The following is a 24,064-nucleotide window of genomic DNA, read 5'->3' on the forward strand; positions in this document are numbered from 1 at the left end:
CGACACGCGTCGTGCGGCCGGCGCCGTTCCTGCTCGTCGTGGGCAGGACAATGGTCGTCCGTGACCCCTTCTCCACCGCCCGGAGCGCGTGCTCTCACCGTCTGGGGTGCCGCTGTCGCGGCTTACGCGATCGCCGTGCTCCACCGCTCCTCGCTCGGGGTGGCGGGTCTCGAGACGGCCAGCAGGTTCGGCGTCAGTGCCTCGGTGCTGGCCAGCCTCGCCGTCGCCCAGCTCATCGTCTACGCCGCGTTCCAGATCCCGGTGGGCGTGCTGCTGGACCGGCTCGGCCCGCGTCGGATCATCGCGGGTGGTGCGTTCCTCATGGCGGCGGGCCAGCTCGTCGTCGCGACTGCGACGGTCGTGCCCGCGGCGCTGCTGGGCCGGATGTTCATCGGAGCCGGCGACGCCATGACGTTCGTCTGCGTGATCCGGCTCATCCCGGCATGGTTCCCGCAGCGCCGGGTGCCGCTCATGACCCAGCTGACCGGGTCGATCGGCCAGCTCGGGCAGGTCCTCGCAGCCGTGCCCCTCGTCGCGGTCCTGCAGGGGTCCGGATGGGGTGCGGCCTTCGGGGGGCTGGCTGCCGTCGGACTCCTCGCGGCCATCCTCGTCGTCGTCGTCGTGCGTGACGCGCCCGAGTCCGGCCCCGCCGACCCCGCCGCCAGCCTGAGCGCACCGGTGGTGGCTGCCCCGGCGCCCGGTCCGCGGGAGGGCGTCCTGGACGGCCTGCGGGCCGTCGCGCGCGAGCCTGGGGCCTGGCTGGGGTTCTGGGTGCACTTCCTCAGCGCCTTCAGCACGAACGTGGTCGTGCTCCTGTGGGGGTTCTCGTTCTTCGTCGAGGGCCAGGGGAGGAGCACGGCAGAGGCGAGCGCACTGCTCACGCTCAACGTCGTCGCGGCCGTCGTCGCGGGCCCGTTGCTCGGTGAGGCCTCGGCGCGTCACCCGGAGCGACGCACGCGGACCGTGCTGATCATCGCGGGCGCGATCGGTGTCGCGTGGCTCGTCGTCCTCGTGCCGCCCGGACCGCGACCGCTCGCGGTGCTGGCGATCTTCGTCGTCGCGATCGCGGTCGGCGGTCCGACGAGCCTCGTGGGCTTCGACGTCGCGCGCCACTGCACGCCGGCCCACCGGCTCGGGGCGACGACAGGGTTCGTCAACACCGGCAGCTTCGTCGCGGCGCTGTCGACGATGCTCGCGATCGGCGTCGTGCTCGACCACGTCGCGCCGGGTGCCACGCGAGACCTCGACGCCTACCGCAAGGGTCTGGCCGTCGTGGCTGTCCCGTGGGTCGTGGGAGTCACCGGGCTGCTTGTGTCCCGGCGCCAGACGTGGGTGGCGCACCCCGAGGTCCGGCTCTGAGCTCTCGTGCGTCGCGGGCTGATCTCGGCGCGGCGAATCGCCGACCGGACGGCCGCTGAGGATCCCCTCAATGGTGGTCGCAAACCGTGGCGCGCGAATACGACCGCGTGGCAGGATGGCGAATGTTGCAGTGACGTACTGACGCTCGACCGGTGCCCTGACCTCCTGGTGAGGGAATGTCCAGCCCTCGGGCTGGATTGCCCGGTGCAGGACGTGGGAGAAGGCATTGCGGCACGGCGCGGGCACATGCTCGTCGCCGTCACCGGTTGGAACAGAAGGACAAGAACATGGCACAGGGTGCTGTCAAGTGGTTCAACGCTGAGAAGGGCTATGGGTTCATCGCCCAGGACGGCGGCGGCCCCGACGTCTTCGTCCACTACTCGGCCATCGACACGCAGGGCTACCGTTCGCTCGACGAGGGCCAGCGGGTCGAGTTCGAGATCACGCAGGGACCCAAGGGTCCCCAGGCCGAGAAGGTTCAGGCACTCTGACCTCCACTTGTCGCTGAGCCGGCCATCGGTCGACTCCCCGCGACGAGCTCAACGCAAGGCCGCATCCCCCGGCGGGGGTGCGGCCTTGCTGCGTGCCGCTGCGGCTGCGGGCGGTGCCGTGTCGAGGACCGGCTGTGCCGAGCCGATGAACGCGACGACGTCCGCATCGCGCAGCAGTCTCGACGGAGCGGGCAGGGAACGCAGCGCGCGATCGAGGTCGGCTGACCGCAGCAACGCGGGGTCGTTCGTGCCGGCCAGGACGAGGTTGCCGTAGCGACGACCGCGCAGCTGTCCTGGCTCGGCGATGACGGCGACGTCGGCGAAGACCGCGGCGAGCGTGGCGGCCTCCGCACGAGCCCGGGTGAGCGGAGGCCGGTCCGCACAGTTCGCGAGGTAGAGACCTCCGGGTCGCAGGACCCGCGCGACGTCGGCGGTGAACTCCAGCGTCGTGACGTGCTCAGGTGTGCTGTCGCCCGAGAAGACGTCCCGGATGAGGATGTCCGCGCTGGCATCAGGCAGCGTCGCGAGCTCGTTGCGGGCGTCCCCTGCCCGGATCCGCAGTGCCGGCGCTCGAGGCAGGTCGAACCATGCACGGACGAGCTCGGGCAGGGTCGTGTCCAGCTCGATCGCGATCTGCCGGGACGTGGGCCGCGTGGCGTGCACGTAGCGCGCCAGCGCGCAGCCCGCGGCTCCGAGGTGCACCACGGCGAGGGGTTCCCCAGGCGTGAACCTGTCCATCACGGCGGCCATCTGCTGCATGTACTCGAACGAGAGCCGGGTCGGGTCGACGAGGTCGAGGTGCGAGCTGGGCACACCGTTGACCAGCACGGTCACACCCGTCGGGTCGTCCGGGGCCCGGACGACCTCGACCGTCCCGGTGGAGATGGTGACGGGCCCGGCCGGCCAGGTCGGGGATGTCGGAGGTCGGTGTGAGGCTGGGGCTCGTCGCCCCGAGCGGTCGCGGGCAGCCACCTCCCTACCGTAGGTGCTCCCCGCTCGAGGCTCACCGGCGCGGGTCACGGGACCCGCGGTTGACGAGAGTCGAACAGGTGTTCGATACTGAGAGTCGGACGAACGGGAGAGGGGACGTGAGAGCTCATGGCGACAGCCACCGGTAGCGACCTTCTGCCGACCCGCTCGCACGAACTCCTGCAGCGCGCGGACGCCGAGCTCGTCGCGGCGCAGTTCTCCTCGGAGGCGTGGGAGCGGTTCTCCCACGCCCACCTCGCCGCCTTGCGAGGCGGTGCTGCGCTGCTCGCCGTGCGTGGGCGGCCCGGCGGTCGGCGCCCACCGCGGACGGTCTGGGACATGCTTCGCATCGTGAGCCCCGAGCTCGCGCGCTGGAGCGACTACTTCGCTGCGGGAGCAGGCCTGCGGTCGGCCATCGAGGCAGGGCGATTCGACGCGGTGTCGGACGCGCGAGCCGAGCAGGCGCTGTGCGCCGCGGAGGACTTCGTCGACGAGCTCCGAGCGCTGCTCGCGGCGGATGCCTCCACGACGCCTCCGGTGTACGGCGCTGCGAATCGACCGCTGGGTCTGCGGGCGTCATGAGCCGGAGCCCGCGGTCTGGCACCGCTCGACGCGACTGGGGATCCGACGAGGACGGCTGCTCGATCCTCCACGTCGACATGGACGCCTTCTTCGCCTCGGTGGAGATCGCTCGGAGACCTCAGCTGCGGGGCCTGCCCGTGATCGTCGGCGGTACTGAGCGCGCAGTCGTGCTGGCGGCGACCTATGAGGCGCGGGCGTTCGGGGTGCACTCCGCGATGCCGATGGTCGCTGCACGCCGCCTCTGCCCGCACGCCGTCGTCGTGCCGCCGGACATCGCGACCTACCGCACCGTCTCGAGCGGCGTCATGCAGGTCCTGCGCGACGTCACGACGCTCGTCGAGCAGGTCAGTGTCGACGAGGCCTTCCTGGACGTGTCGGGGGCGAGGCGACGGCTCGGACCGCCGACCCGGATTGCGGAGCTGATCCGTGCTCAGGTGCTGGACGCGCACGGGATCACCTGCTCGGTCGGGATCGCGTCCACCAAGTTCGTCGCGAAGCTCGCGTCGGGGCACGCCAAGCCTGACGGTGTCCTGCTCGTGCCCAAGGACGCGACAGTGGCGTTCCTGCGGACGCTGCCGGTCGGCGCGCTGTGGGGCGTCGGGGAGCGCACCGAGGCTGCGCTCGCGCGGTGGGGCGTCCGAACCGTCGCTGAGCTTGCGGACAGCGATGTCGGGACGATCCAGCGGGCCGTCGGGCGGACTGCCGGCGCTCACCTCTACGACCTGTCCTGGGGTCGGGACCCCCGGCCGGTCGAGCCGGGGCGTGATGAGAAGAGCATCGGCGCGGAGGTGACGTTCCCGGTCGACGTCGCCGACCCCGTCGTCGTGCAGGCCAAGGCGCTCGAGCTGGCTGACCGATGCGCAGCGCGACTGCGAGCGCAAGGCCTCGTGGCGCGGACGATCGCCGTGAAGGTCCGGACCTCGGACTTCCGCACCCTGACGCGCTCGCGAACTCTCGTCACCCCGACCGATGTCGGCCGCGAGGTGTATCTCGCCGCACGCGAGCTGCTCGCCGGGGTCGACCTCGGCGGTCTGCCTGTCCGCCTCGTCGGTGTCCGCGCCGAAGGGCTGAGCGCGGCGTCGACGACGATCCGCCAGCCGACGCTCGACGAGGTGTCGGGGGACGGCGAGGCGTCTCAGCGCGATGCTGAGCGCGCGATGGACCGGGTTCGCGAGCGGTTCGGGGCGGCGTCGATCGGCGCGGCGGCAACAGCTGGTCGAGCCGCCCGATGTCCGACTACCGACTTCGCCCGGGGCGATCTATCCTGACCCCAATGGATCCCGACAGGGAAGCCCGACAGGGAAGTACGGGGGTAGCAGTGCCTCTGTCCGAGTACGAGCAGCGCGTACTGGAGCAGATGGAGCGACAGCTCACATCTGACGACCCCAGGCTCGCGAACACGCTCACGTCCCGCGGGCGTCGTTCGGTCAGCCGCTATGTCCTGGGTGCCGGCGGGGTAGTCGTCGGTCTGCTCCTGCTGATCTTCGGTGTCGTCGCATCGCGCGCGTGGTTGGGCGTGCTGGGCTTCATCGTGATGTTCGCCGCGGTCACCTACGCAGTAGCGAGACCGCGCACCACCGGGCCGGCCGGAGTGGTCCGTCCCGACGGTCGCGTGACCCGGTCACCCAAGCCTCAGGCCAAGAAGTCGCGGTCGGCGGGATTCATGACCCGCCTCGAAGAGCGCTGGCAGAAGCGTCGCGACTCGGATCGCTGATCGGCGACGTCACGTCGGTCAGGACTGCAGCGATCCATGACTCAAGCTCCTCGGGCGAGCGCGTCGGCGGAGCAGGGGCGTAGCGGAGCTGCTCGACAGCGTCGGCGAGCCGCACGAGTGCGGTATCCGCTGGCTCGCCCAAGGGCACGGCGCGGAGATCGATGACGCGCGCCCGGACCACCTCGACGCACTGACGAGGGGTCCGTGAGTCGGACCACTCGATCGCAGCGGCTGCGAGGCGTTCCCGGAGCCGGCTCCAGGCCACCTCGGGATTCACGGCGGGATGGCGGTTCGAGCGCTGTCGTGCGAGCAGCAGGCCGCCGGCGGCGAGGACGAGCAGCAGCCCGGCGCCCACGACCAGAGGCAGCCGCGTGGTCGACTCGGTGGTCTGGGGGGTGGCGCCCGGCGCCGTGGCTCCCGCCGTGGCTCCCGCCGTGGCGTGCCCGCCGAGGTCGTCGGGGATCTGGCCGGCGTTCGGGGCCGCCGTGCTGAACACCAACGGGTCGCTCCACCGGGGCGGTGAGCCCGACTGGACGGCGGGGGTCGGCTCGAACCTGACCCAGCCCACGGACGGGAAGTAGAGCTCGGGCCAGGTGTGCGACAGCCGGCCGGTGACCGTGTAGACGCCGCTGCTGTCAGCGACCCCGGGCAGGAACCCGACACCGAGGCGGGCGGGGATGCCGAGCGAGCGAGCCATGACGGCCATCGAGGTCGCGAACTGGACGCAGTAGCCGTGGCGGTTCGTCAGGAAGTCCCAGACGGCGTCGTCCGTGCGCGCCGGCGCGACACGCGTGTCGTACACGAACCGGCTCATGTCGCGGAAGTACGTCTGCAGGGCCAGCGCCTGGTCGTAGGGCCCGGTCGCGTCGGCGGTGATCTGCGTCGCCAAGGCACGGATGTCCTCGGTGTGCGCGGTCTGCGGCACGGCGAGGTACGGCTCGAGCCCCGCGGGCAGCCGACCGCCTGCGGCCTTCAAGTCGTCGGCGGTGAGCGTCGGGATCTCGACGGTCATCCCGTAGGTGGTGCCGACGCCCGTGGCCCGGTCGCCCACGACCTCGTCCCGCTCGGCGTCGTAGCGCCACGGCCCGGCGATCTCGAGGGTGCGGGGGAAGGTGCTCACAGGCAGCCGGAGCTCACGCAGGCCGTCGATCGTCACGTCGACGCGCGCGAGAGTGCCCGCCTGCGGGTCGAGGAGCGTGCCCTGCACCGAGGGGTCGGAGGCGAGCAGCGTGCCGGGCGCCCAGTCCTGCAGGTCGGTGGCTTCCGCGCGTTGCCAGCTACGGCCGTCGAAGTCGCGGAGCGTGAAGGCGCGCAGCGGGCCGACGGCGCGCGCGTTGGCCACGTCAGGCGCACCGGGCGTCGCCGACGCACCGTCGGTCGGTGCGGTCGTGGCGCCGGCCCCGACCGGTGTCACGGTGTAGTGGAGCACGACCTGCCCTGAGCGGCGACCGAGGCTCTGGCGCAGATCCAGGTCGTCGCTGAGCCGGAGCGGTCCGATCGGCCCGCTCCCGAAGTTCGGGAGAGTGAGCGAGGCCCACCCGGGGGCGGCCGCGATGACGGGTCCGGCGGCGAGCGTGGCCGCCACGAGTGCGGCTGCGATCGCGACCGTGGACGCGGTGCGTCGAGTGCCGGCGGCGTGCTCGCCGTGGGGTGCGGCGTTCAGCGCGAGCAGCAGGAGGTAGGCGAGCGCGGTCCATCCGAGCGCGCTCGCCGGCGCGGGATACCCCAGGCTGATGGCAGGGAGCCACAGCGTCACGAGCACGAAGCCGGACCAGGCGGGCGCATCGAGGCCGAGAGCCAGCACGTCGGCGAACAGGAAGACGAGCATGCCGCCGGCCACCACCAGCATCTCGACCGGGCGTGCGGCGTCCATGGGGACGACCGAGCCGTTGATGAGCTCGGACGCCGCACGCACAGCCGCCACGAGTCGCTCGACCGACGCAGAGTCGGGGAGGACCTGCACGCGCCCCGGAGGGGCCCCGTACACGATGAGGACACCGAGCGCCGCGGCGATCGCCCCGACGATCGTCGGGGTCCACCGCGATCGGGCGACCGAGCGGACCGCCGCCGTCACGATGGCGACAGCGACCACAGCCACTGCGCCTGCGGGCAGCCAGCGACCGGGGGAGAGCAGCCCGGACAGAGCGAGCAGGCTCGCACAGGCTGCGGCGGCGACGAGGAAGGTCCCCAGCAGTGAACGGGCGCCCCGCGGGATCCCGGCGTCCCCCCGGCCGGTCGTCACAGGGCGCTCTCCAGCAGGCGCATCCAGCTGCGCGCGATGTCCTCGCCGGGCTCGGCCGCCACTGCACGCCACCCGGCGCGGTGCAACGCCTCGACGGTGCTCTGCGCATCCGCCCGTTGCGCGTGCGCCCCCTCGCCGGACCGGACCACGGCCCATCCCTGGGCGTTGTCGGCGACCCGCGCAAGAGCGGTGCGCGCGCGGGCGCTGAGGGGACCGAGCACAGCGAGCACGATCTCGCCGACGTCGTCCGACGCGACCAGCACCCGCGCGTCGGCCAGGAGCCGCTCCTCAGCCGTGACGGGCGACTCGGCGATGGTGAGATCGATCGTGCGGTCCAGGATGTCCGCGCGCGCCATGTCGCCCGGGCGGTTGTGCGCGTGGCGCATCGACGACGGACGGTCGGTGAGGACGCCGTCGTGGCGAACGCCGACGGCAGCAGGGGCCGGGCCGCACAGGAGCCGGACGGGATGGCCGGCGTCGAGCATGGCGAGCGTCATCGAAGCGGCGAGCGAGATGCTCCACTCGAGAGAGCCGGCACGCGTCGGCAGGTCGAGCAGCACGCTGACGGGCCGCATGCCTGCCCGCTCGTCCGACCGGACCATGAGCTCGCCGCGGCGCGCGCTGGTGGCCCAGTGCACGCGACGCAGGTCGTCACCGAACCGGTAGTCGCGGAGCGAGGCGTCGTCCGTCGACGGTGTGCGCGCACCGAGCGCCACCCGGTCGGGGTCGCCGACGAGGACGCCCGGCGGGACCTGCAGCTCGGTGACGGTCGGCCAGACCGCGATGTGGGCGCCCTCGCCGAGGCTCGTCGTGGCCTTCGCGACGCCGAAGGGGTCGACCCGGGTGACCACGAGCGGGCCGAGCGTCCATCGGCCGCGACGAGCGGCCAGCACGGGGTAGGTGATGGTGACGCGGCCGCGGGCGCGCGCCACCCGCGCACGCAGCGGCCGGCCGCCCGAGAGCTCCGCGGACGCCTGCTCCCGGAACCTCAGCCCCGCGAGACGCGCGCGCCCCGCAGCATCGGTGGCCGTGATGACGACCCCCACCACCGACGTCGACCCGGCGTGCACGGGGTTCGGCGACGCGCCGCGCTCGACCGCGAGCCGGTGACGACCGCGACTCGGGTCGAGCAGCCCGATCCCCACGAGCGCACCGATCACGAGGAGGAGGGGCAGTGTGCCGATCCGGACGAGGTCGACCGCGCCGACCGCGACCCCGGCGAGCACGGCGACGACGCCGCCGATCGCCAGGCCGACCCCCCGGACGGTCGGACGCAGCCGCATCAGCCGGTCGCCCGCCGCTCGCGCGGGCTCACGGTGCCCGACGTCGGCAGGGGGACCCGGGCGACGATCTCGCGGACGGTCTCGGTGGTCGTCCGACCCGACAGCCGGGCCTCGGTGCTCGCCAGCACCCGGTGGGCGAGGACGGGCTCGGCCAGCTGCTGGACGTCGTCGGGCAGCACGTGGTCGCGGCCGGCCATCGCGGCGATGGCCTTGGCTGCGCGCAGGAGCTGGATCGCCGCACGCGGTGAGGCGCCGAGGCGGAGGCCGTGGTCCTGCCGGGTCGCCGTGACGAGGTCGACGATGTAGCGCTTGACGGCCGGCGCGGCGTACAACGACCGGGCCGTGGTGATGAGTCGCGCCACCTGCGCCGCGTCGGTGACGGGCTGCAGGGACGCGAGCGGGTCGGACGTCTCCTGGAGGTCGAGCATGTCGAGCTCGGAGTCGACGCTCGGGTAGCCCACCGCGAGCCGCGCCATGAAGCGGTCGCGCTGAGCCTCGGGCAGCGGGTACGTCCCTTCCATCTCGACGGGGTTCTGCGTCGCGATCACGAGGAACGGGTGCGGCAACGGGTAGGTGTGGCCGTCCACCGTGGCCTGGCCCTCCTGCATGCACTCCAGCAGCGCCGACTGCGTCTTGGGCGACGCGCGGTTGATCTCGTCGCCGATGACGATGTGCGCGAAGAGCGGACCGGGTCGGAACTCGAACTCGTGCGTCTGGCTGCGGAAGATGTTGACGCCCGTCAGGTCGCTCGGCAGCAGGTCCGGCGTGAACTGGATGCGCCCCACCGTGCAGTCGATGCTGCGCGCCAGCGCCTTCGCCAGGGTCGTCTTGCCGACGCCGGGCACGTCCTCGAGCAGGAGATGGCCCTCGGCGAGCAGCACGCCCACTGTCACGCGCACGAGCTCGCTGCGTCCTGTGACGACCCGCTCGATCGACGCGCGGACCCGGTCGCTGGTCTCGACGAGCTCGACGAGCTCGGCTGAGGTGGGCACGGCCTGCAGCATGGGCGTCTCCTTCGGCGGACTGGAACGAGCCTACGTGGCGAGGCAAGGCTCCGGGCGGTCTTCAGCGGGCGCTTCTGGACGCTGCGCGGACGCCCCGATCGCGTCCTCCACTTCGCTCCCCGCGCACCGCAGCGGCGGGCCGCGTCGGCGACGGCGTCCCGCGACGTGTCCGGATCGTCCTGAATGAGAGCCGGGAAAGCACCTCACATCGGATCTGAGCGGTGATCGAACGCAGGAGCGACACGCGCGACGGCAATCACGCGCGCTGCGCCCTCCACCTCCCTCCACCGCGCTGACCTGCGTAGATGTCGCCTGCTGCGGGTGAAACACGCGTCGCTCCCCTTGTAGGTGGAGGGAAGTGGAGTACCGTGGAGGCACTTGGTGAGAACTGGATGAGGAAGCCCTGCACAGGCACGGCGCACGCACGGGCACGACGAGCTAGCACCACGGACGGGGGGCGGGATGAGCATGGAGTCGACCCTCGTCGGGTACGGGTCGACCGTGCCGTTCCTCGGCACCTACACGCCCCGGCTCGACGACAAGGGCCGGCTGATCCTGCCCGCGAAGTTCCGTGGTCAGCTCGCTTCGGGCCTCGTCATGACGAAGGGGCAGGAGCGCTGCCTGTTCTTGATGCCGATGGACGAGTTCCGCCACATGCACGACCAGATCCGGCAGGCACCCGTCACGAGCAAGCAGGCCCGCGACTACCTGCGCGTCTTCCTCTCCGGCGCGAGCGACGAGCTGCCCGACAAGCAGGGGCGCATCTCGATCCCGCCGATGCTGCGCACGTATGCCGGCCTCGACCGCGACGTGGCCGTGATCGGCGCCGGGACGCGCGTCGAGATCTGGGATCTCACCGCGTGGGAGACCTACCTGGCCGAGCAGGAGGACGGATACGCCGCGACGGCGGAGGAGGTCTTCCCCAACGGACCCTTCTGAGCCGCCGACGCACGCCAGCACGAACCGCACGACCAGCACGACCCGCACGAACCAGGCCGCATGACCGCCCGGCGAGATCTCCTCCCGTCCGTTCTGACTCACTTCCCCGGTGTCAGAACGTCGGTGGGGGATCTGGTCGGACGGCGGAGGGGCCGTCCGACCACATCAGGACCGTCGCGAGCACCGGGCGGACGACGAACGAACGAGCGAGCGAACGGCACGCGGCGAGAGGAGGGGCGATGAACGGGTTCGACGACGGGTCGGACGTCCAGCTCGACGCCGCGTCCCGGCACACGCCCGTCATGCTCGCGCGGTGCGTCGAGCTCCTCGAGCCCGCGCTTGCGGGTGACGGCGCGGTGCTCGTCGACTCGACCCTCGGGATGGGTGGGCACACCGAGGCCGTGCTGCGGACGTTCCCGCACGTCCGGGTCATCGGACTGGATCGCGACCCGCAGGCGCTCGACCTCGCGGGCCGCCGGCTCGCGCCCTTCGGCGCACGGTTCACTGGCGTGCACTCGGTCTACGACGAGATCGGCGACGTCCTCGCACGCCTCGGCATCACCGAGGTCCAGGGCGTGCTCATGGACCTCGGCGTGTCCTCGCTGCAGCTCGACGAGACGCAGCGCGGCTTCTCCTACTCGCAGGACGCTCCGCTCGACATGCGCATGGACGCCTCAACCGGGCTGACCGCCGCCGACGTCCTGAACACGTACGAGGAGCGGGAGATCGCCCGGGTGCTGCGCGAGTACGGCGAGGAGCGGTTCGCCGGCAGGATCGCCCGCCGCATCGTCGCCGAGCGCGCGAAGGCGCCGCTGACCCGGACGGGCGAGCTCGTCGACATCCTGCGCGCCAGCATCCCGGCCGCGACCCGCAAGACCGGCGGAAACCCGGCCAAGCGCACCTTCCAGGCGCTGCGGATCGAGGTCAACGGCGAGCTCGAGGCCCTCGAGCAGGCCCTGCCGGCGTCGATCGAGGTCCTCGCGGTCGGTGGCCGCATCGTCGTCGAGGCGTACCAGTCCCTCGAGGACCGCCTCGTCAAGCGCGCGCTGGCGGCCGGTGCGACGTCGAGCGCGCCGCCCGGCCTCCCGATCGAGCCCGAGACGCACCGGCCGTACCTGCGACTGCTGACCCGTGGCGCCGAGGAGGCGGACGAGGCCGAGCTCGCGCGCAACCCGCGATCGGCATCGGTGCGGCTGCGCGCCGCGGAGCGACTCCGACCGACACCTGACCACCTCCGCAGCAGCGGTGCACCGAGGAGAACAGCATGAGCGCACAGGCAGTGGCGAGGGTCGGGGCAGTCCCGCGCCCAGCACGCCCGGCCGTCGCCCCGCAGGCCCCGCGCCTACGGCTCGTCCGTGCCCCCGCCCAGGCTCGCACCCGGGTGCCGTTCGTCGTCGCGTGCATGGCGATCCTCGCCGCGGCGCTCCTGACAGCGCTGCTGCTCAACACCACGATGGCCCGCGGCGCCTACGAGAAGCACGACCTCGACATCGAGCTGGCCCGGCTCGCCTCGACGCAGCAGGACCTGTCGGCCGCGCTCGACCGCCGTTCCTCGCCCGCCGAGCTGGCTGCGTCCGCGCGTGCCCTCGGGATGGTCCAGGCCCGCAGCACCGGGTGGCTCAGGCTCGCCGACGGAGCTGTTCAGGGCGGTCCGGCGGTGGGGGCGGCCGGATGACGCTGCGCGGGCCGGAGAACGGGCAGGCGGGCGCACCTCGTCGCGCGCCGGCGCGCGCTGCTCGGACGACTCCCGGTCCCGGACGCGATGCGTTGCGGGCCCAGCAGGCTCCTCGCACACGCCAGGCGGCCGGTCCGCGGCCCGTCGCGGCGCGTCCCGACGGTCGCCTGCCCGCAGGGCCGCGCGGTCCTGGGCCGACCCGGCTCCCCGCGACCGGGGACCCACGGCGCCGCCAGGCGCTCCTGACGGTCGCCGTCCTGGTGCTGCTCGCCGTGTTCGCGGCGCGGCTCGTCTACATCCAGGGGTTCCGCGGTGAGGCGGTCGCGCAGGAGGCCCTCGCCAAGCGGCTCAGCACCGCGTCGCTCCTGGCTGCCCGAGGAGAGATCACCGACGCCAACGGTGTCCAGCTCGCCACGTCCGTCGAGCGGTACACCCTGACGGTCGATCAGAAGGTCCTCGCGGCCTGGAAGGTCCGGGGGAGCGACCCGCTCGTGTCCGGACCGTCGGGTGCGGCCGGGCTGCTCGCACCGATCCTCGGGACCAACGCAGCCGAGCTCGGCGCCAAGCTCGCGGGCGAGAGCCGGTACAAGGTGGTCGCCAAGGGCGTGCTGCCCGAGCAGTGGCGCGCGATCCGGGAGCTCGGGATCGACGGGATCCTCGCCGAACGGACGTCGGAGCGCATCTACCCGAACAAGACGCTCGCAGGCAACCTGCTCGGCTGGGTCAACTCGCAGGGTGTCGGCGCGACGGGCCTCGAAGCACTGCTCGACAAGAAGCTGCAGGGCACACCGGGAACCGTCGTCTACGAGCACGGTCGCGGAGGTCAGGAGATCCCCGGCGGCTACCAGGAGCAGACCAACTCGGTCCCGGGCTCGAGCGTGCAGCTGACGATCCTGGGCGACCTGCAGTGGAAGGCCGAGGAGGCCATCGACGCCCAGGTGGCCGCGACCGGGTCCGATTCCGGCGTCATCGTCGCGATCGACACCCGGACGGGCGAGATCCTCGCGCTCGCGGACTCGGGCACGGTCGACCCGAACGACCCCAAGGCCGGCAAGCTGAGCGGGTCGAGCGCGATCTCCGACGTGTTCGAGCCGGGGTCGACTGCCAAGGTCATCACGATGGCCGCGGCGCTCGAGACCGGCGTCGCGAACCCGCTGACGCAGTTCGAGGTGCCGTACGCCTACACGACGGCGAACAACCAGACGTTCCACGACTCGCACGAGCACGCCACGCTCAAGCTGACGACGACCGGCATCCTGTCGGAGTCGTCCAACGCCGGCACGGTCATGCTCGGCCAGAACATCCCCCAGCAGGTCCGCTACGACTACCTCGAGAAGTTCGGGTTCGGCACCCGCACGGGCGTCGAGCTGCCCGACGAGTCGCCCGGCATCCTCCACCCCAGCGACGAGTGGGACGGGCGCAGCAAGTACGCGGTCCTGTTCGGTCAGTCCGTCTCCGTCACGGCCCTGCAGGCGACCGAGGTCTACGCGACGATCGCGAACCACGGTGTGCGCGTCACGCCGCACCTGATCAAGGGCTGGACGGCGCCTGACGGCACCTTCACACCCTCGACCGCTGCGGCCTCGACCCAGGTGATCTCCCCGACGACCGCCGACACGGTCATGACGATGCTCGAGAGCGTCGTCGACGGCGGGACGGGCAGCAGCGCGGCGATCCCCGGCTACCGCGTCGCGGGCAAGACGGGAACCGCGCAGAAGTTCAACCCCGACGGCATCACGGCGTCGTTCATCGGCGTGGTCCCGGCGGACGACCCGCACATCGCGGTCAGCGTCATCCTGCAGAACCCGAAGTCCTCGGTCTACGGCGGCACCGTCGCTGCCCCTGTGTTCAGTGACGTCGCCGGGTACGCTCTCCAGGAGCTCGGGATCGCGCCGAGCGGCACGACGGCCCAGCTGTTCGCCACGACGTGGGAGTGAGACCGCCGGGCGCTCGTCGGCGTCTCGATCGGCAGGAGCCACGCCCGGGTGCGGCACCCGTCCGGGGTAGATTCTCCCCATGACGTCCCCCCAGGGTCGGATGCGCCCCCAGCATCCCGCCGAGCACCGGGTCGTCGACCTCCTCGCCACGTTCGGCCTCGACGCGCCGGTTGGCGGCATCGCTCCGGCGCTCAGCCTGACGGGTGTGTCGGTCGCCAGCGGCGACGTCCAGCCCGGCGACCTGTTCATCGCGCTGGACGGGGCGCATGCGCACGGGGCGGCCTACGCCGCGCAGGCGCTCGCCGGAGGTGCGGTCGCGGTGCTGACCGACGAGCGAGGCGCGCAGATCGTCGCGGACGAACCGGCAGCCGCTGGCGTCCCGGTGCTCGTGGCGGCGGACCCGCGTGCGCTGGCCGGTCCGGTGGCAGCCTGGGCGCACGACAACCCCGCCGCGGACTTCGTCACCGTCGGAGTCACGGGCACCAACGGCAAGACGACGACCACCTACTTCGTGGACGCAGCGCTGCGCACAGCGCACGACGTCACCGTCGTGATGGGCACGGTCGAGCTGCGGATCGGCGACGAGGCGATCGAGAGCCCGCGCACGACCGTCGAGGCGCCCGTCGTGCAGTCGATCCTCGCCCTCGCTCACGAGCGCGGTGCGACCGCCTGCACGATGGAGGTCTCGTCTCACGCGCTCGCGCTCGGTCGGGTGCACGGGCTCGAGCTCGACGTCGTCGGCTTCACCAACCTGCAGCGCGACCACCTCGACTTCCATGGCGACATGGAGGGCTACTTCCACGACAAGGCCAGGCTGTTCGCGCCGGGCCAGGCGCGGCGCGGCGTCGTCGTGGTCGACGACGCGTGGGGCCGACGACTGGTCGCGGAGGCGCAGATCCCCGTCGAGTCGGTCGCGACGCACGTCGGGTCGCCCGAGGGATCAGTCGCGGACTGGGCCGTGACGAGCGCCGACATCGGGCTCGACGGGGTGGGGTCCACGTTCACGCTGCGCGGCCCGGACGGCACCGAGCACCGCGCGATGAGTCCGCTGCCGGGCCTCGTCAACGTCTCGAACGCCGCGCTGGCGGTCGTCCTCGCGCACCGCGCCGGGATCGACCTGCAGGCCGCGATCGACGCCGTCGGTACGGCGCACGCGATCCCCGGCCGGATGGAGCGGGTCGTGGAGCGCGGCGACGGGCGCCCGCTCGGCATCGTCGACTACGCCCACACGCCCGACGCGCTCGTGCTCGCCCTCGAGGCGGTGCGCCCGATCACGCCGGGCCGGCTCATCCTCGTGTTCGGGTCCGACGGCGACCGTGACACCGGCAAGCGCCCGATCATGGGTCAGATCGCAGCCCGCCTCGCCGACGTGCTCGTCGTGACCGACGAGAACCCTCGGTCGGAGGAGCCTGCGGCGATCCGCGCCGAGATCCTCGAGGGCGTGCGCGCCGAGCGCCCCGGGCTGGCCGACGTGCACGAGGCCACCAGCCGGACCCAGGCCATCCATGACGCCTTCGACCTCGCGACGGATCGGGACACCATCATCATCACCGGCAAGGGCCACGAGCCGACCCAGGAGATCGCCGGGGTCTTCCACCGGTACAACGACCGTGACGTGCTGCGCGCAGCGGACGCGCGACGGTCATCGCGGGGGTTGCCCGCGTGATCGCGCTCACGGCGGCCGAGGTCGCGACCGCGACCGGCGGCACCCTTCACCCGCCTGCGCTCGCCCCGTCGACGCTCGTGACCGGACCGGTCGTGATCGACTCCCGGCTCGCGCAGCCTGGTGCGTTGTTCGTCGCTCTTCCGGGCGAGCACTCCGACGGTCACGACTTCGCCGCGGCGGCGGCCGCGGGCGGTGCGGCGCTCGTGCTGGCCGCGCGACCGCTGACGGCTCCTGACGGCACCCCGCTGCCCACCGTCGTCGTCCCGGATGTCGAGGTCGCGCTCGGCGACCTCGCGCGCGAGGTGCTCGTCCGGCTCCGGGAGGCGTCTGACGAGCCCGGCGGACCGGGCCTGCGGGTCATCGCCGTGACCGGGTCGGTCGGCAAGACCACGACCAAGGACCTGCTCCTGCAGATGTTCTCGACCGCCGGCCCCACCGTCGCGCCGGTGCTGTCCTTCAACAACGAGATCGGGCTGCCGCTGACGGTGCTGCGCGCCGACGAGAGCACGCGCTACCTCGTGCTCGAGATGGGTGCGAGCGGCCACGGCCACCTGACCTACCTGACCGGGATCGCACCGCCCGACGTCGCCGTCGTGCTCGTCGTCGGCAGTGCGCACATCGGCGAGTTCGGCGGGGTCGAAGGCGTGGCGCGGGCCAAGTCCGAGCTCGTCGTCGGCCTGGTGCCGGACGGCGTCGCCGTGCTCAACGCCGACGACCCTCGCGTGGTCGCGATGCGAGACCTCGCGCCGGGCGAGGTGCTCACGTTCGGTGAGTCCGTCGGCGCCCAGGTGCGCGCGAGCGACATCCGGCTCGACCGCTCCGGTCGCGCGTCGTTCACGCTGGCGACGCCGGCGACCCACGGCGGGACGCACGACGAGCGCGTGGCGCTGCGACTGGTCGGCGAGCACCACGTCCACAACGCGCTCGCTGCAGCGGCCGCCGCGATCGCCGTGGGCCTCGCGCCCGATGCGATCGCGCTCGGGCTCGCGGGCGCGGACGCGCTCAGCCCGCACCGCATGCACGTGGTCGACCGGCCGGACGGCGTGACCGTCATCGACGACTCCTACAACGCGAACCCTGACTCGATGCGAGCGGCGTTGCGCGCGCTGGCCGTGCTGACCGGTCGAGACCGACGCTCGGTGGCGGTGCTCGGCGAGATGCTCGAGCTCGGCCCCGGCTCGCGCGCCGCGCACGAGGCGATCGGGCTCCAGGTGGTCCGCCTCAACGTCGCGCTCACCGTCGTCGTCGGTCCCGGCGCCCGGGCGATCGCCGACGGCGCCCTGCTCGAGGGGTCCTGGGGGGACGAGGTCGCTGTGGTCGACGACATCGACGCAGCCGTCGAGCTGCTCGAGGGCGAGCTGCGCGCGGGCGACGTGGTGCTCGTGAAGTCGTCGTACGGCGCGGGGCTGTGGCGCCTCGGTGACCAGCTCCTGGCCGGCGGCACCATCGCCGTCGCTGAGGACGTCGCCCCGTGAGAGCGGTCCTGATCGCCGGTGGGCTGTCCATGCTGGTCGCGCTGCTCGGCACCCCGCTGTTCATCCGTTACCTCGTCCGCAAGCAGTACGGCCAGTTCATCCGGCAGGACGGGCCGACTGCGCACTTCACCAAGCGCGGGACGCCCACGATGGGCGGCGTCGTCATCATCGGCGCGACCCTCATCGGCTGGCTGGGCGCCCTGCTCGTGACGGGCAGGGCCCCGAGCGTGTCGGCCGCCCTCGTGCTGTTCCTCATGACGGGGCTCGGGATCGTGGGGTTCCTCGACGACTTCATCAAGATCTCCCGGCAGCGCAGCCTCGGCCTCAGCCCGCGCCTGAAGATCCTGGGACAGGGGATCATCGGGGTGGCGTTCGCCGTCGCCGCGCTCGAGTTCCCCAACTCCTCGTTCCGCACGCCCGCGTCGACCCACATCTCGTTCATCCGGGACACGAACCTCAACCTCGCGTTCGCGGGCGCAACCATCGGCCTCATCCTGTTCGTGCTCTGGGCGAACTTCCTGATCACGGCCTGGTCGAACGCCGTCAACCTCACCGACGGGCTCGACGGTCTGGCGGCGGGCGCCTCGCTCATCGTCTTCGGTGCCTACGTCATCGTCGGCGTGTGGCAGACGAACCAGACCTGCCAGGCGATCGCCACCGCGGGTCCGCGCTGCTACGAGGTCCGGGACCCGCTGTCGCTCGCGGTCGTCGCCGCAGCCGTCACCGGAGCGTGCTTCGGGTTCCTGTGGTGGAACGCGAGCCCGGCCAAGATCTTCATGGGGGACACGGGGTCGCTCGCGCTGGGCGGCGCGCTCGCCGGGATCTCGATCCTGTCCCGGACCGAGGTCCTCGCGGCCATCATCGGCGGCCTGTTCGTCGTCATCGTGATGTCCGACGTGATCCAGATCGGGTTCTTCAAGCTGACCGGCAAGCGGGTCTTCAAGATGGCACCGCTGCACCACCACTTCGAGCTGTCGGGGTGGGGCGAGGTGACGATCGTCATCCGGTTCTGGATCATCGCGGGGCTGTTCGTCACGATGGGCGTCGGGGTCTTCTACACCGAGTGGGTGGCCGGGTAGTGGATCTCGCGCACGCGCACGTCGTCGTCGCCGGTCTCGGCGTCTCCGGTCGGGCGGCGCTCGACGTGCTCACCGGGCGCGGTGCCCGGGTCGTCACGGTCGACGCGCGGGCCGAGGACGCCGATGCCCGCGATGCCGCCGACTTCGTCGCCGGCGGGGGGCTCGACGGCGTCGACCTGGTCGTCGCGTCTCCCGGCTGGGCGCCGACCAACCCCCTGCTGACCGCAGCACTCGCGCTCGGCGTGCCGGTGTGGAGCGAGGTCGAGCTCGCGTGGCAGGTGCGGGTGGACCGGACGGGTGGCCGCGGCCCCGCACCGTGGCTCGCAGTCACCGGCACGAACGGGAAGACGACGACGGTCGGGATGCTCGAGTCGATCCTGCGCGCGGGCGGCGAGAACGCCCGCGCCGTCGGCAACGTGGGCACCCCGGTCGTCCTCGCAGCGACCGACCCCGACCTCGACGTCCTCGCAGTCGAGCTGTCGAGCTTCCAGCTGCACTTCACGCACTCGATGGCAGCGGAGGCAGCTGCGGTCCTCAACATCGCCCCCGACCACCTCGACTGGCACGGGTCGCTCGACGCGTACACAGCCGACAAGGCGCGCATCTTCGAGCGCGTCGAGGTCGCGTGCGTCTACAACGCTGCCGACCCGATGACCGAGCGCTTGGTGCGGGACGCCGACGTGCAGGACGGCGCGGTGGCGATCGGGTTCACGCTCGCGATGCCGCGGGTCGGGCAGGTCGGCCTCGTCGAGGACGTGCTCGTCGACCGCGGGTTCGCCGAGCTCCGGCACACGCATGCCGTCGAGCTCGCGACCTGCGCCGACCTGGCGCACCTTGGCGGTCCGGACGGCGAGGTGGCGCCGCACGTGCGCGCCGACGCGCTCGCCGCGGCCGCGCTGGCCCTCGCGCACGGTGTGGCGCCCCTCGCGATCCGGGACGGCCTGCGCTCGTACGCGCCGGGGGCCCACCGTCTGCAGACGGTGGCGCGCTCGGGCGACGTCACCTGGGTGGACGACTCGAAGGCGACGAACGGGCATGCGGCTGCAGCGGCCCTCGCAGCGTTCGGCCCCGGCAGCGTCGTGTGGATCGCCGGAGGCCTGGCGAAGGGTGCCACGTTCGACGACCTCGTCGTGTCCCGCCGTGACCGCCTGCGCGCGGTCGTGCTCATCGGCGCCGACCAGACCCAGCTCCGTGATGCGCTCGACCGACACGCGCCCGAGGTGCCCCTGGTCGTCGTCGATCCCGGTGACACTGGGACGGTGATGACCCGTGCCGTGGAGCAGGCCCGACTGCTGGCGACCGCCGCGCCGGGACCGGTGACGGTGCTGCTCGCACCCGCGTGCGCATCCATGGACCAGTTCGTCTCGTACGCGGAGCGGGGGGAGTCCTTCGCCGCAGCGGCGCGCGCCCTCGCCTCGAGCGTGGGCTGAGGACGACGCCATGGCACAGACAAGCGCTCCGCGCGCGGTCCCGAGCGCCGCGCCGCGAGCCGCTCGCGCATCCGCCCGGTCCAGGACGGGCTCGATCCTCGGCCAGTGGAACAGCACCGTCACGAGCTACTACGTGCTCACGGGCGCGACGGCCCTGCTGCTCGTGCTCGGTCTGGTCATGGTCCTGTCGAGCTCGAGCGTCGAGTCGCTCGCCGCGGGCCGCTCGCCGTATGCGGTGTTCTTCGACCAGGCCCGCTTCGCGCTCCTCGGGCTGCCGCTCATGTGGGTCGCCTCGCGGCTGCCCGTGCGCTTCTACCGGACGTTCGCGTGGCCGATCCTCGGGGCCGCGACGGTGTTCCAGCTCATGGTCTTCATCCCGGGCCTCGGGGTGGCGATCCAGGGCAACCAGAACTGGGTCAGAGTCGCCGGCTTCACGGCCCAGCCGTCGGAGGCGGTCAAGCTCGCGCTCGCGATCTGGCTCGGGGCGGTCCTCGCACGCAAGCGTCCGCTGCTCGGGGAGTGGAAGCACGCCCTGATCCCGGCCGTCCCGGTCGCGGCGGCGATGATCGGTCTGGTGCTGGTCGGCAACGACCTCGGCACCGCGATGGTGATGATGATGCTCGTCGCCGGGGCGCTGTTCATCTCGGGCGTCCCGCTGCGGGTGTTCGCGACGGCGGTCACCGCAGCCCTCGGGGTCGCGCTGTCGCTGGCGTTCTCGAGCCCGAACCGGCTCAAGCGGCTCGAGTCGCTCTTCGGGTCGGACTGCGACACGAGCAACGGCTGCTACCAGACGCTGCACGGCGGCTGGGGTCTGGCCACCGGCGGGTGGGGCGGGCTCGGGCTCGGCCAGAGCCGCGAGAAGTGGTCGTACCTGCCCGAGGCGCACAACGACTTCATCTTCGCGATCATCGGCGAGGAGCTCGGGCTCATCGGCACGCTCCTCGTCCTCGCGCTCGTGGGCCTGCTCGCGTTCGCGATGTTCCGGGTCATCCGCCGGCACCCCGACCCGTTCGTCCAGATCACGACCGGCGCGATCGTCTGCTGGATCATCGGCCAGGCGCTGGTCAACATCGGTGTCGTCATCGGGCTCCTGCCGGTGATCGGCGTGCCGCTTCCCCTCGTGTCAGCGGGTGGGTCCGCGCTCATCACGACGATGACGGCGCTCGGGGTCGTCGTCTCGTTCGCGCGCACGGAACCCGGTGCGGCCGAGGCTCTGTCCGCACGCGCCGGCGTCGTGCGCCGGTCGCTCGCGGTGATCGGTCGGACGCGTGGTTGACCCGCAGAGCGCCGCCGATCGAGCGCGACGGTCAGTCCTCCTCGCAGGTGGCGGGACCGCGGGGCACGTCAACCCGCTCCTGGCGCTCGCCGAGGAGCTGCGCAGCCGCGATCCTGAGCTGCGCATCACCGTGCTCGGCACCGCCGAGGGTCTCGAGGCCCGCCTCGTGCCCGAGCGCGGCTTCACGCTCGCGCCCGTGCCCCGCGTGCCGTTGCCGCGACGGCCCTCTGCTGACCTGCTACGCCTGCCCGGCAGGCTGCGGGCCGCCGTCCGTGCGGCCGGGAATGCCCTGGACGTGTCCGGGGCGCAGGTGGCGGTCGGCTTCGGAGGGTACGTCTCGACGCCCGCGTACCTCGCGGCGCGCCGGCGAGGGATCCCCGTCGTCGTGCACGAGCAGAACGCCCGCGCGGGGCTCGCGAACCGTCTGGGCGCGCGCTGGGCGGCCGACGTCGCCGTGACGTTCCCCGGAACCCGTCTGCGCGGTGCACAGCTGACCGGACTGCCGTTGCGGCCCGAGATCGCCACGCTCCTCGCGGACCTGGCGCGTGACCGGCCCGGGACGCGGGCGGCCGCGGCTGCGCGGCTCGGTCTCGACCCCGCGCTGCCCACTCTCGTGGTCACCGGGGGCTCGCTCGGCGCGGTGAGCGTCAACACAGCGGTGGCGTCCGCCGCGGCCGACCTGGTCGCAGCGGGCGTGCAGGTCCTGCACCTGACGGGTGCGGGCAAGGCGGCCGCCGTACGCGCGGTCGTGGAGAAGGTCCCGGGCGCCACGACCTACCACGTCCGGGAGTACCTCAGCGAGATGCAGCTCGCGCTCGCCTGCGCGGACGTCGTGCTCGGTCGCTCCGGCGCCGGGACCGTGTGCGAGCTCACCGCGCTCGGGCTGCCTGCCGTGTACGTCCCCCTGCCGGTCGGCAACGGTGAGCAGCGACTCAACGCCGCACCGGCCGTCGCCGCCGGCGGGGGCCTTCTCGTGGCGGACGACGACCTGACCGCAGCCTGGCTGCGCACGCACCTGCTGCCGCTGCTCGTGGGTCCCGACGCGGCGGGGCTGCGTGCGCGCATGGGGGCCGCGGCGGCGTCGGTCGGCGTGCGCGATGCGGCGGCACGACTCGCCGACCTCGTCGAGGCGCACCTGCCTCCCGTCTTGAGGGTCGGCTCGTGACCGCCGCGATCCCCGCGATCGTCGACCTCGGGCGCACGCACCTGATCGGCGTCGGCGGAGCGGGCATGTCAGCCATCGCGGGTCTGCTCGCGGCCCGTGGTGTCCCGGTCAGCGGTTCGGACGCGAAGGACTCGGCGGTGCTCGGCCGGCTCCGTGCCGCCGGGGTCCGGGTGTGGGTCGGCCACGACGCGGCGCACGTCGACGCCGTCGACACCGTGGTGGTGTCGACTGCGGTCCGGGAGTCGAACCCGGAGCTCGCACGGGCCAGGGCGGCCGGGCTGCGCGTCCTGCACCGCTCGCAGGCGCTGGCGGCGCTCATGGTCGGCTACGACGCGATCGCGGTCGCGGGCGCGCACGGCAAGACCACGACGTCGGCCATGATCGCGACCGCGCTGGTGCAGGGGGGAGCGGACCCGTCCTTTGCGATCGGCGGCACGGTCCTGTCCGACGACGGCCCTCTCGGCGGCAGCCGCAGCGGCGCTGGCCGAGCGTTCGTCGCCGAGGCGGACGAGTCGGACGGCTCGTTCCTCAACTACGCGCCGACAGTCGCCGTCGTCACCAACGTCGAACCCGATCATCTTGACCACTACGGGACCCGCGCGGCGTTCGACGACGCGTTCGTGGCGTTCACCGGTCGCATCAGGCCCGGCGGCCTGCTGGTGGTGTGCGCGGACGACGACGGCGCCCGCCGGCTCGTGGCGCGCACGAGCGCCGACCTGGCCGCCCGGTCGGTGCAGGTCGTGACCTACGGCACGCGCAAGGACGCGGACGTGGTCGTCGGACCGCTCGACGCGGCCGACGGCGCCTGGGTCGTGCGGCTCACGACGAGGCTGGCGGAGCTCGGTGGCACCGAGCTGCGGCTCGCGGTGCCGGGAGCCCACAACGCGCTCGACGCGGCCGCGGCCTACGTCGCGGCGCGCCACGTCGGGCTGTCGGTCGATGCGGCGACGGCAGGGCTCGCGGCGTTCCGCGGGACGGGGCGGCGGTTCGAGGCGCGCGGCACCGCGGACGGCGTCCGCGTCGTCGACGACTACGCCCACCATCCGACCGAGGTCGCCGCGCTGCTGCGGGCTGCGCGGAGCGTCGCCGGGACCGGGAACGTGCTCGTGCTCTTCCAGCCCCACCTCTTTTCGCGCACGCGGACGTTCGCGACCGAGTTCGGTGCGGCGCTCGACCTCGCCGACTCAGTCGTCGTCACCGACGTGTACGCGGCACGCGAGGACCCTGACCCCACGGTCACGGGTGCGCTCGTCGTCGACCGCGTCCCGACGCCGGGCAAGGCGCGTTTCATCGGCGACCGGCACGCGGCGGCCGCAGCGCTCACCGCCGCGGCGCGCCCGGGCGACCTGCTCCTGACGGTTGGTGCCGGCGACGTGACCGAGCTCGCGCCAGAGATCCTGGCGGCGCTGGCCGCGCGCGGGACGGGCCGGGCGTGAGTCCGTCGCGCCCCCGGCAGCCGTTGCCGGGACGTCCTGCTCGACCGCGGCCGGCACCGCCACGTGCAGCCCCGCCCGCCGCCGACACGCCCAGCACCGCACCGACGCCTGCAGCGGCCGGACGCGTCCCGCCGCCGGCCGTCACACCGTTGCGCGTCCCGAAGGGCAGCAGCGAGGCGGCACCGAGGACGGGAGCGACGCCGTCAGCCGGTCGTTCGACGCCTGCCACCGGGCACCGCAAGGCTGTCGCGAACGCACGCGGTGCTGCCCGCGGGGCAGGCCCGGGCCGGGACGTCGCCGCGCTGCTCGAGCCGTCGGTCACGACGTACGCGGCCGGACGCG

21 protein-coding genes are annotated in these 24,064 nt (G+C 72.8%); 17 read left to right on the plus strand and 4 right to left on the minus strand.

What is annotated here, in order from left to right:
* Nucleotides 1-60: 60 nt before the first annotated feature.
* Nucleotides 61-1,359 carry an MFS transporter gene (locus VFW79_RS16225; RefSeq protein ID WP_329678320.1) on the plus strand — a complete coding sequence of 433 codons (1,299 nt, stop codon included), beginning with the start codon at nt 61-63 and terminating at the stop codon, nt 1,357-1,359.
* A gap of 287 nt (nt 1,360-1,646) precedes the next feature.
* A complete protein-coding gene (locus VFW79_RS16230; protein ID WP_109132813.1) occupies nt 1,647-1,850 on the plus strand; it encodes a cold-shock protein in 204 nt (67 codons plus the stop codon).
* Between the two features lie 48 nt (nt 1,851-1,898).
* On the opposite strand, the gene VFW79_RS16235 is transcribed toward VFW79_RS16230, so the two are convergent.
* Entirely contained in the window at nt 1,899-2,822 is a 924-nt protein-coding gene (locus VFW79_RS16235) for a fused MFS/spermidine synthase (protein WP_329678321.1), read from the minus strand.
* A gap of 126 nt (nt 2,823-2,948) precedes the next feature.
* Between VFW79_RS16235 and VFW79_RS16240 the strand changes: the two genes are divergently transcribed.
* From VFW79_RS16240 to VFW79_RS16250, 3 genes are read left to right on the plus strand one after another with little or no spacing between them, the layout of a single operon-like run.
* The gene (locus VFW79_RS16240; protein ID WP_329678322.1) at nt 2,949-3,401 is read left to right on the plus strand and encodes an SAV_6107 family HEPN domain-containing protein; all 453 of its coding nucleotides are present in this window, start codon (nt 2,949-2,951) and stop codon (nt 3,399-3,401) included.
* Nucleotides 3,398-4,669 carry a DNA polymerase IV gene (dinB, locus tag VFW79_RS16245; RefSeq protein ID WP_329678323.1) on the plus strand — a complete coding sequence of 424 codons (1,272 nt, stop codon included), beginning with the start codon at nt 3,398-3,400 and terminating at the stop codon, nt 4,667-4,669. The genes VFW79_RS16240 and dinB overlap by 4 nt, the downstream gene beginning before the upstream one ends.
* A 50-nt stretch (nt 4,670-4,719) precedes the next feature.
* Nucleotides 4,720-5,115: a DUF3040 domain-containing protein gene (locus tag VFW79_RS16250; RefSeq protein WP_414648011.1), complete on the plus strand. Its 396-nt coding sequence runs from the start codon at nt 4,720-4,722 to the stop codon at nt 5,113-5,115.
* Here the strand turns inward: VFW79_RS16250 and VFW79_RS16255 are convergent.
* The 3 genes from VFW79_RS16255 to VFW79_RS16265 are packed head-to-tail and all read right to left on the minus strand — an operon-like array spanning nt 5,063 to nt 9,644.
* Nucleotides 5,063-7,357, minus strand: a complete 2,295-nt coding sequence (locus tag VFW79_RS16255) for a DUF3488 and transglutaminase-like domain-containing protein (RefSeq protein ID WP_329678325.1) — start codon at nt 7,355-7,357, stop codon at nt 5,063-5,065. The genes VFW79_RS16250 and VFW79_RS16255 overlap by 53 nt on opposite strands.
* Nucleotides 7,354-8,640 (minus strand): DUF58 domain-containing protein, encoded by a 1,287-nt coding sequence (locus VFW79_RS16260; protein WP_329678326.1) that lies wholly within the window; start codon nt 8,638-8,640, stop codon nt 7,354-7,356. The genes VFW79_RS16255 and VFW79_RS16260 overlap by 4 nt, the downstream gene beginning before the upstream one ends.
* Nucleotides 8,640-9,644, minus strand: coding sequence for an AAA family ATPase (locus VFW79_RS16265; protein ID WP_329678327.1), 1,005 nt, complete (start codon nt 9,642-9,644; stop codon nt 8,640-8,642). The genes VFW79_RS16260 and VFW79_RS16265 overlap by 1 nt, the downstream gene beginning before the upstream one ends.
* A gap of 468 nt (nt 9,645-10,112) precedes the next feature.
* On the opposite strand from VFW79_RS16265, the gene mraZ reads away from it, so the two are divergent.
* The 12 genes from mraZ to VFW79_RS16325 form a co-directional block, all read left to right on the plus strand.
* Entirely contained in the window at nt 10,113-10,583 is a 471-nt protein-coding gene (gene mraZ, locus VFW79_RS16270) for a division/cell wall cluster transcriptional repressor MraZ (RefSeq protein ID WP_414648012.1), read from the plus strand.
* 239 nt (nt 10,584-10,822) lie between these two features.
* Nucleotides 10,823-11,851, plus strand: a complete 1,029-nt coding sequence (gene rsmH / locus VFW79_RS16275; protein ID WP_329678329.1) for a 16S rRNA (cytosine(1402)-N(4))-methyltransferase RsmH — start codon at nt 10,823-10,825, stop codon at nt 11,849-11,851.
* Nucleotides 11,848-12,258: a hypothetical protein gene (locus tag VFW79_RS16280; protein WP_329678330.1), complete on the plus strand. Its 411-nt coding sequence runs from the start codon at nt 11,848-11,850 to the stop codon at nt 12,256-12,258. Before rsmH ends, VFW79_RS16280 begins: the two co-directional genes overlap by 4 nt.
* Nucleotides 12,255-14,195, plus strand: coding sequence for a penicillin-binding protein 2 (locus VFW79_RS16285; RefSeq protein WP_329678331.1), 1,941 nt, complete (start codon nt 12,255-12,257; stop codon nt 14,193-14,195). The genes VFW79_RS16280 and VFW79_RS16285 overlap by 4 nt, the downstream gene beginning before the upstream one ends.
* 79 nt (nt 14,196-14,274) lie before the next feature.
* A complete protein-coding gene (locus tag VFW79_RS16290) occupies nt 14,275-15,861 on the plus strand; it encodes a UDP-N-acetylmuramoyl-L-alanyl-D-glutamate--2,6-diaminopimelate ligase (protein WP_329678332.1) in 1,587 nt (528 codons plus the stop codon).
* Nucleotides 15,858-17,336, plus strand: a complete 1,479-nt coding sequence (locus tag VFW79_RS16295; protein ID WP_329678333.1) for a UDP-N-acetylmuramoyl-tripeptide--D-alanyl-D-alanine ligase — start codon at nt 15,858-15,860, stop codon at nt 17,334-17,336. Before VFW79_RS16290 ends, VFW79_RS16295 begins: the two co-directional genes overlap by 4 nt.
* Nucleotides 17,333-18,415 (plus strand): phospho-N-acetylmuramoyl-pentapeptide-transferase, encoded by a 1,083-nt coding sequence (gene mraY, locus VFW79_RS16300; RefSeq protein WP_329678334.1) that lies wholly within the window; start codon nt 17,333-17,335, stop codon nt 18,413-18,415. Before VFW79_RS16295 ends, mraY begins: the two co-directional genes overlap by 4 nt.
* On the plus strand, nt 18,415-19,845 hold the full coding sequence (gene murD, locus VFW79_RS16305; protein WP_329678335.1) for a UDP-N-acetylmuramoyl-L-alanine--D-glutamate ligase: 1,431 nt from the start codon (nt 18,415-18,417) through the stop codon (nt 19,843-19,845). Before mraY ends, murD begins: the two co-directional genes overlap by 1 nt.
* 10 nt (nt 19,846-19,855) lie before the next feature.
* Nucleotides 19,856-21,121, plus strand: a complete 1,266-nt coding sequence (gene ftsW / locus VFW79_RS16310; protein WP_329678336.1) for a putative lipid II flippase FtsW — start codon at nt 19,856-19,858, stop codon at nt 21,119-21,121.
* Nucleotides 21,114-22,286, plus strand: a complete 1,173-nt coding sequence (murG, locus tag VFW79_RS16315; protein ID WP_329678337.1) for an undecaprenyldiphospho-muramoylpentapeptide beta-N-acetylglucosaminyltransferase — start codon at nt 21,114-21,116, stop codon at nt 22,284-22,286. The genes ftsW and murG overlap by 8 nt, the downstream gene beginning before the upstream one ends.
* On the plus strand, nt 22,283-23,722 hold the full coding sequence (gene murC / locus VFW79_RS16320) for a UDP-N-acetylmuramate--L-alanine ligase (protein ID WP_329678338.1): 1,440 nt from the start codon (nt 22,283-22,285) through the stop codon (nt 23,720-23,722). Before murG ends, murC begins: the two co-directional genes overlap by 4 nt.
* Before the next feature lie 149 nt (nt 23,723-23,871).
* On the plus strand, nt 23,872-24,064 hold a 193-nt coding region (locus VFW79_RS16325), incomplete at its 3' end, for a hypothetical protein (protein ID WP_329678339.1).

Source organism: Cellulomonas sp., from assembly GCF_036279715.1.
Classification (GTDB): domain Bacteria; phylum Actinomycetota; class Actinomycetes; order Actinomycetales; family Cellulomonadaceae; genus Cellulomonas_A.

Excerpts from the sequence above, each read along its gene's own strand:
- ftsW (WP_329678336.1), top strand. The coding sequence starts at position 19,856 with ATGGCACAGACAAGCGCTCCGCGCGCGGTCCCGAGCGCCGCGCCGCGA.
- VFW79_RS16260 (WP_329678326.1), bottom strand. The coding sequence starts at position 8,640 with ATGCGGCTGCGTCCGACCGTCCGGGGGGTCGGCCTGGCGATCGGCGGC.
- VFW79_RS16285 (WP_329678331.1), top strand. The coding sequence starts at position 12,255 with ATGACGCTGCGCGGGCCGGAGAACGGGCAGGCGGGCGCACCTCGTCGC.
- rsmH (WP_329678329.1), top strand. The coding sequence starts at position 10,823 with ATGAACGGGTTCGACGACGGGTCGGACGTCCAGCTCGACGCCGCGTCC.
- VFW79_RS16290 (WP_329678332.1), top strand. The coding sequence starts at position 14,275 with ATGACGTCCCCCCAGGGTCGGATGCGCCCCCAGCATCCCGCCGAGCAC.
- VFW79_RS16265 (WP_329678327.1), bottom strand. The coding sequence starts at position 9,644 with ATGCTGCAGGCCGTGCCCACCTCAGCCGAGCTCGTCGAGCTCGTCGAG.
- dinB (WP_329678323.1), top strand. The coding sequence starts at position 3,398 with ATGAGCCGGAGCCCGCGGTCTGGCACCGCTCGACGCGACTGGGGATCC.
- VFW79_RS16230 (WP_109132813.1), top strand. The coding sequence starts at position 1,647 with ATGGCACAGGGTGCTGTCAAGTGGTTCAACGCTGAGAAGGGCTATGGG.
- VFW79_RS16240 (WP_329678322.1), top strand. The coding sequence starts at position 2,949 with ATGGCGACAGCCACCGGTAGCGACCTTCTGCCGACCCGCTCGCACGAA.
- VFW79_RS16280 (WP_329678330.1), top strand. The coding sequence starts at position 11,848 with ATGAGCGCACAGGCAGTGGCGAGGGTCGGGGCAGTCCCGCGCCCAGCA.
- mraZ (WP_414648012.1), top strand. The coding sequence starts at position 10,113 with ATGGAGTCGACCCTCGTCGGGTACGGGTCGACCGTGCCGTTCCTCGGC.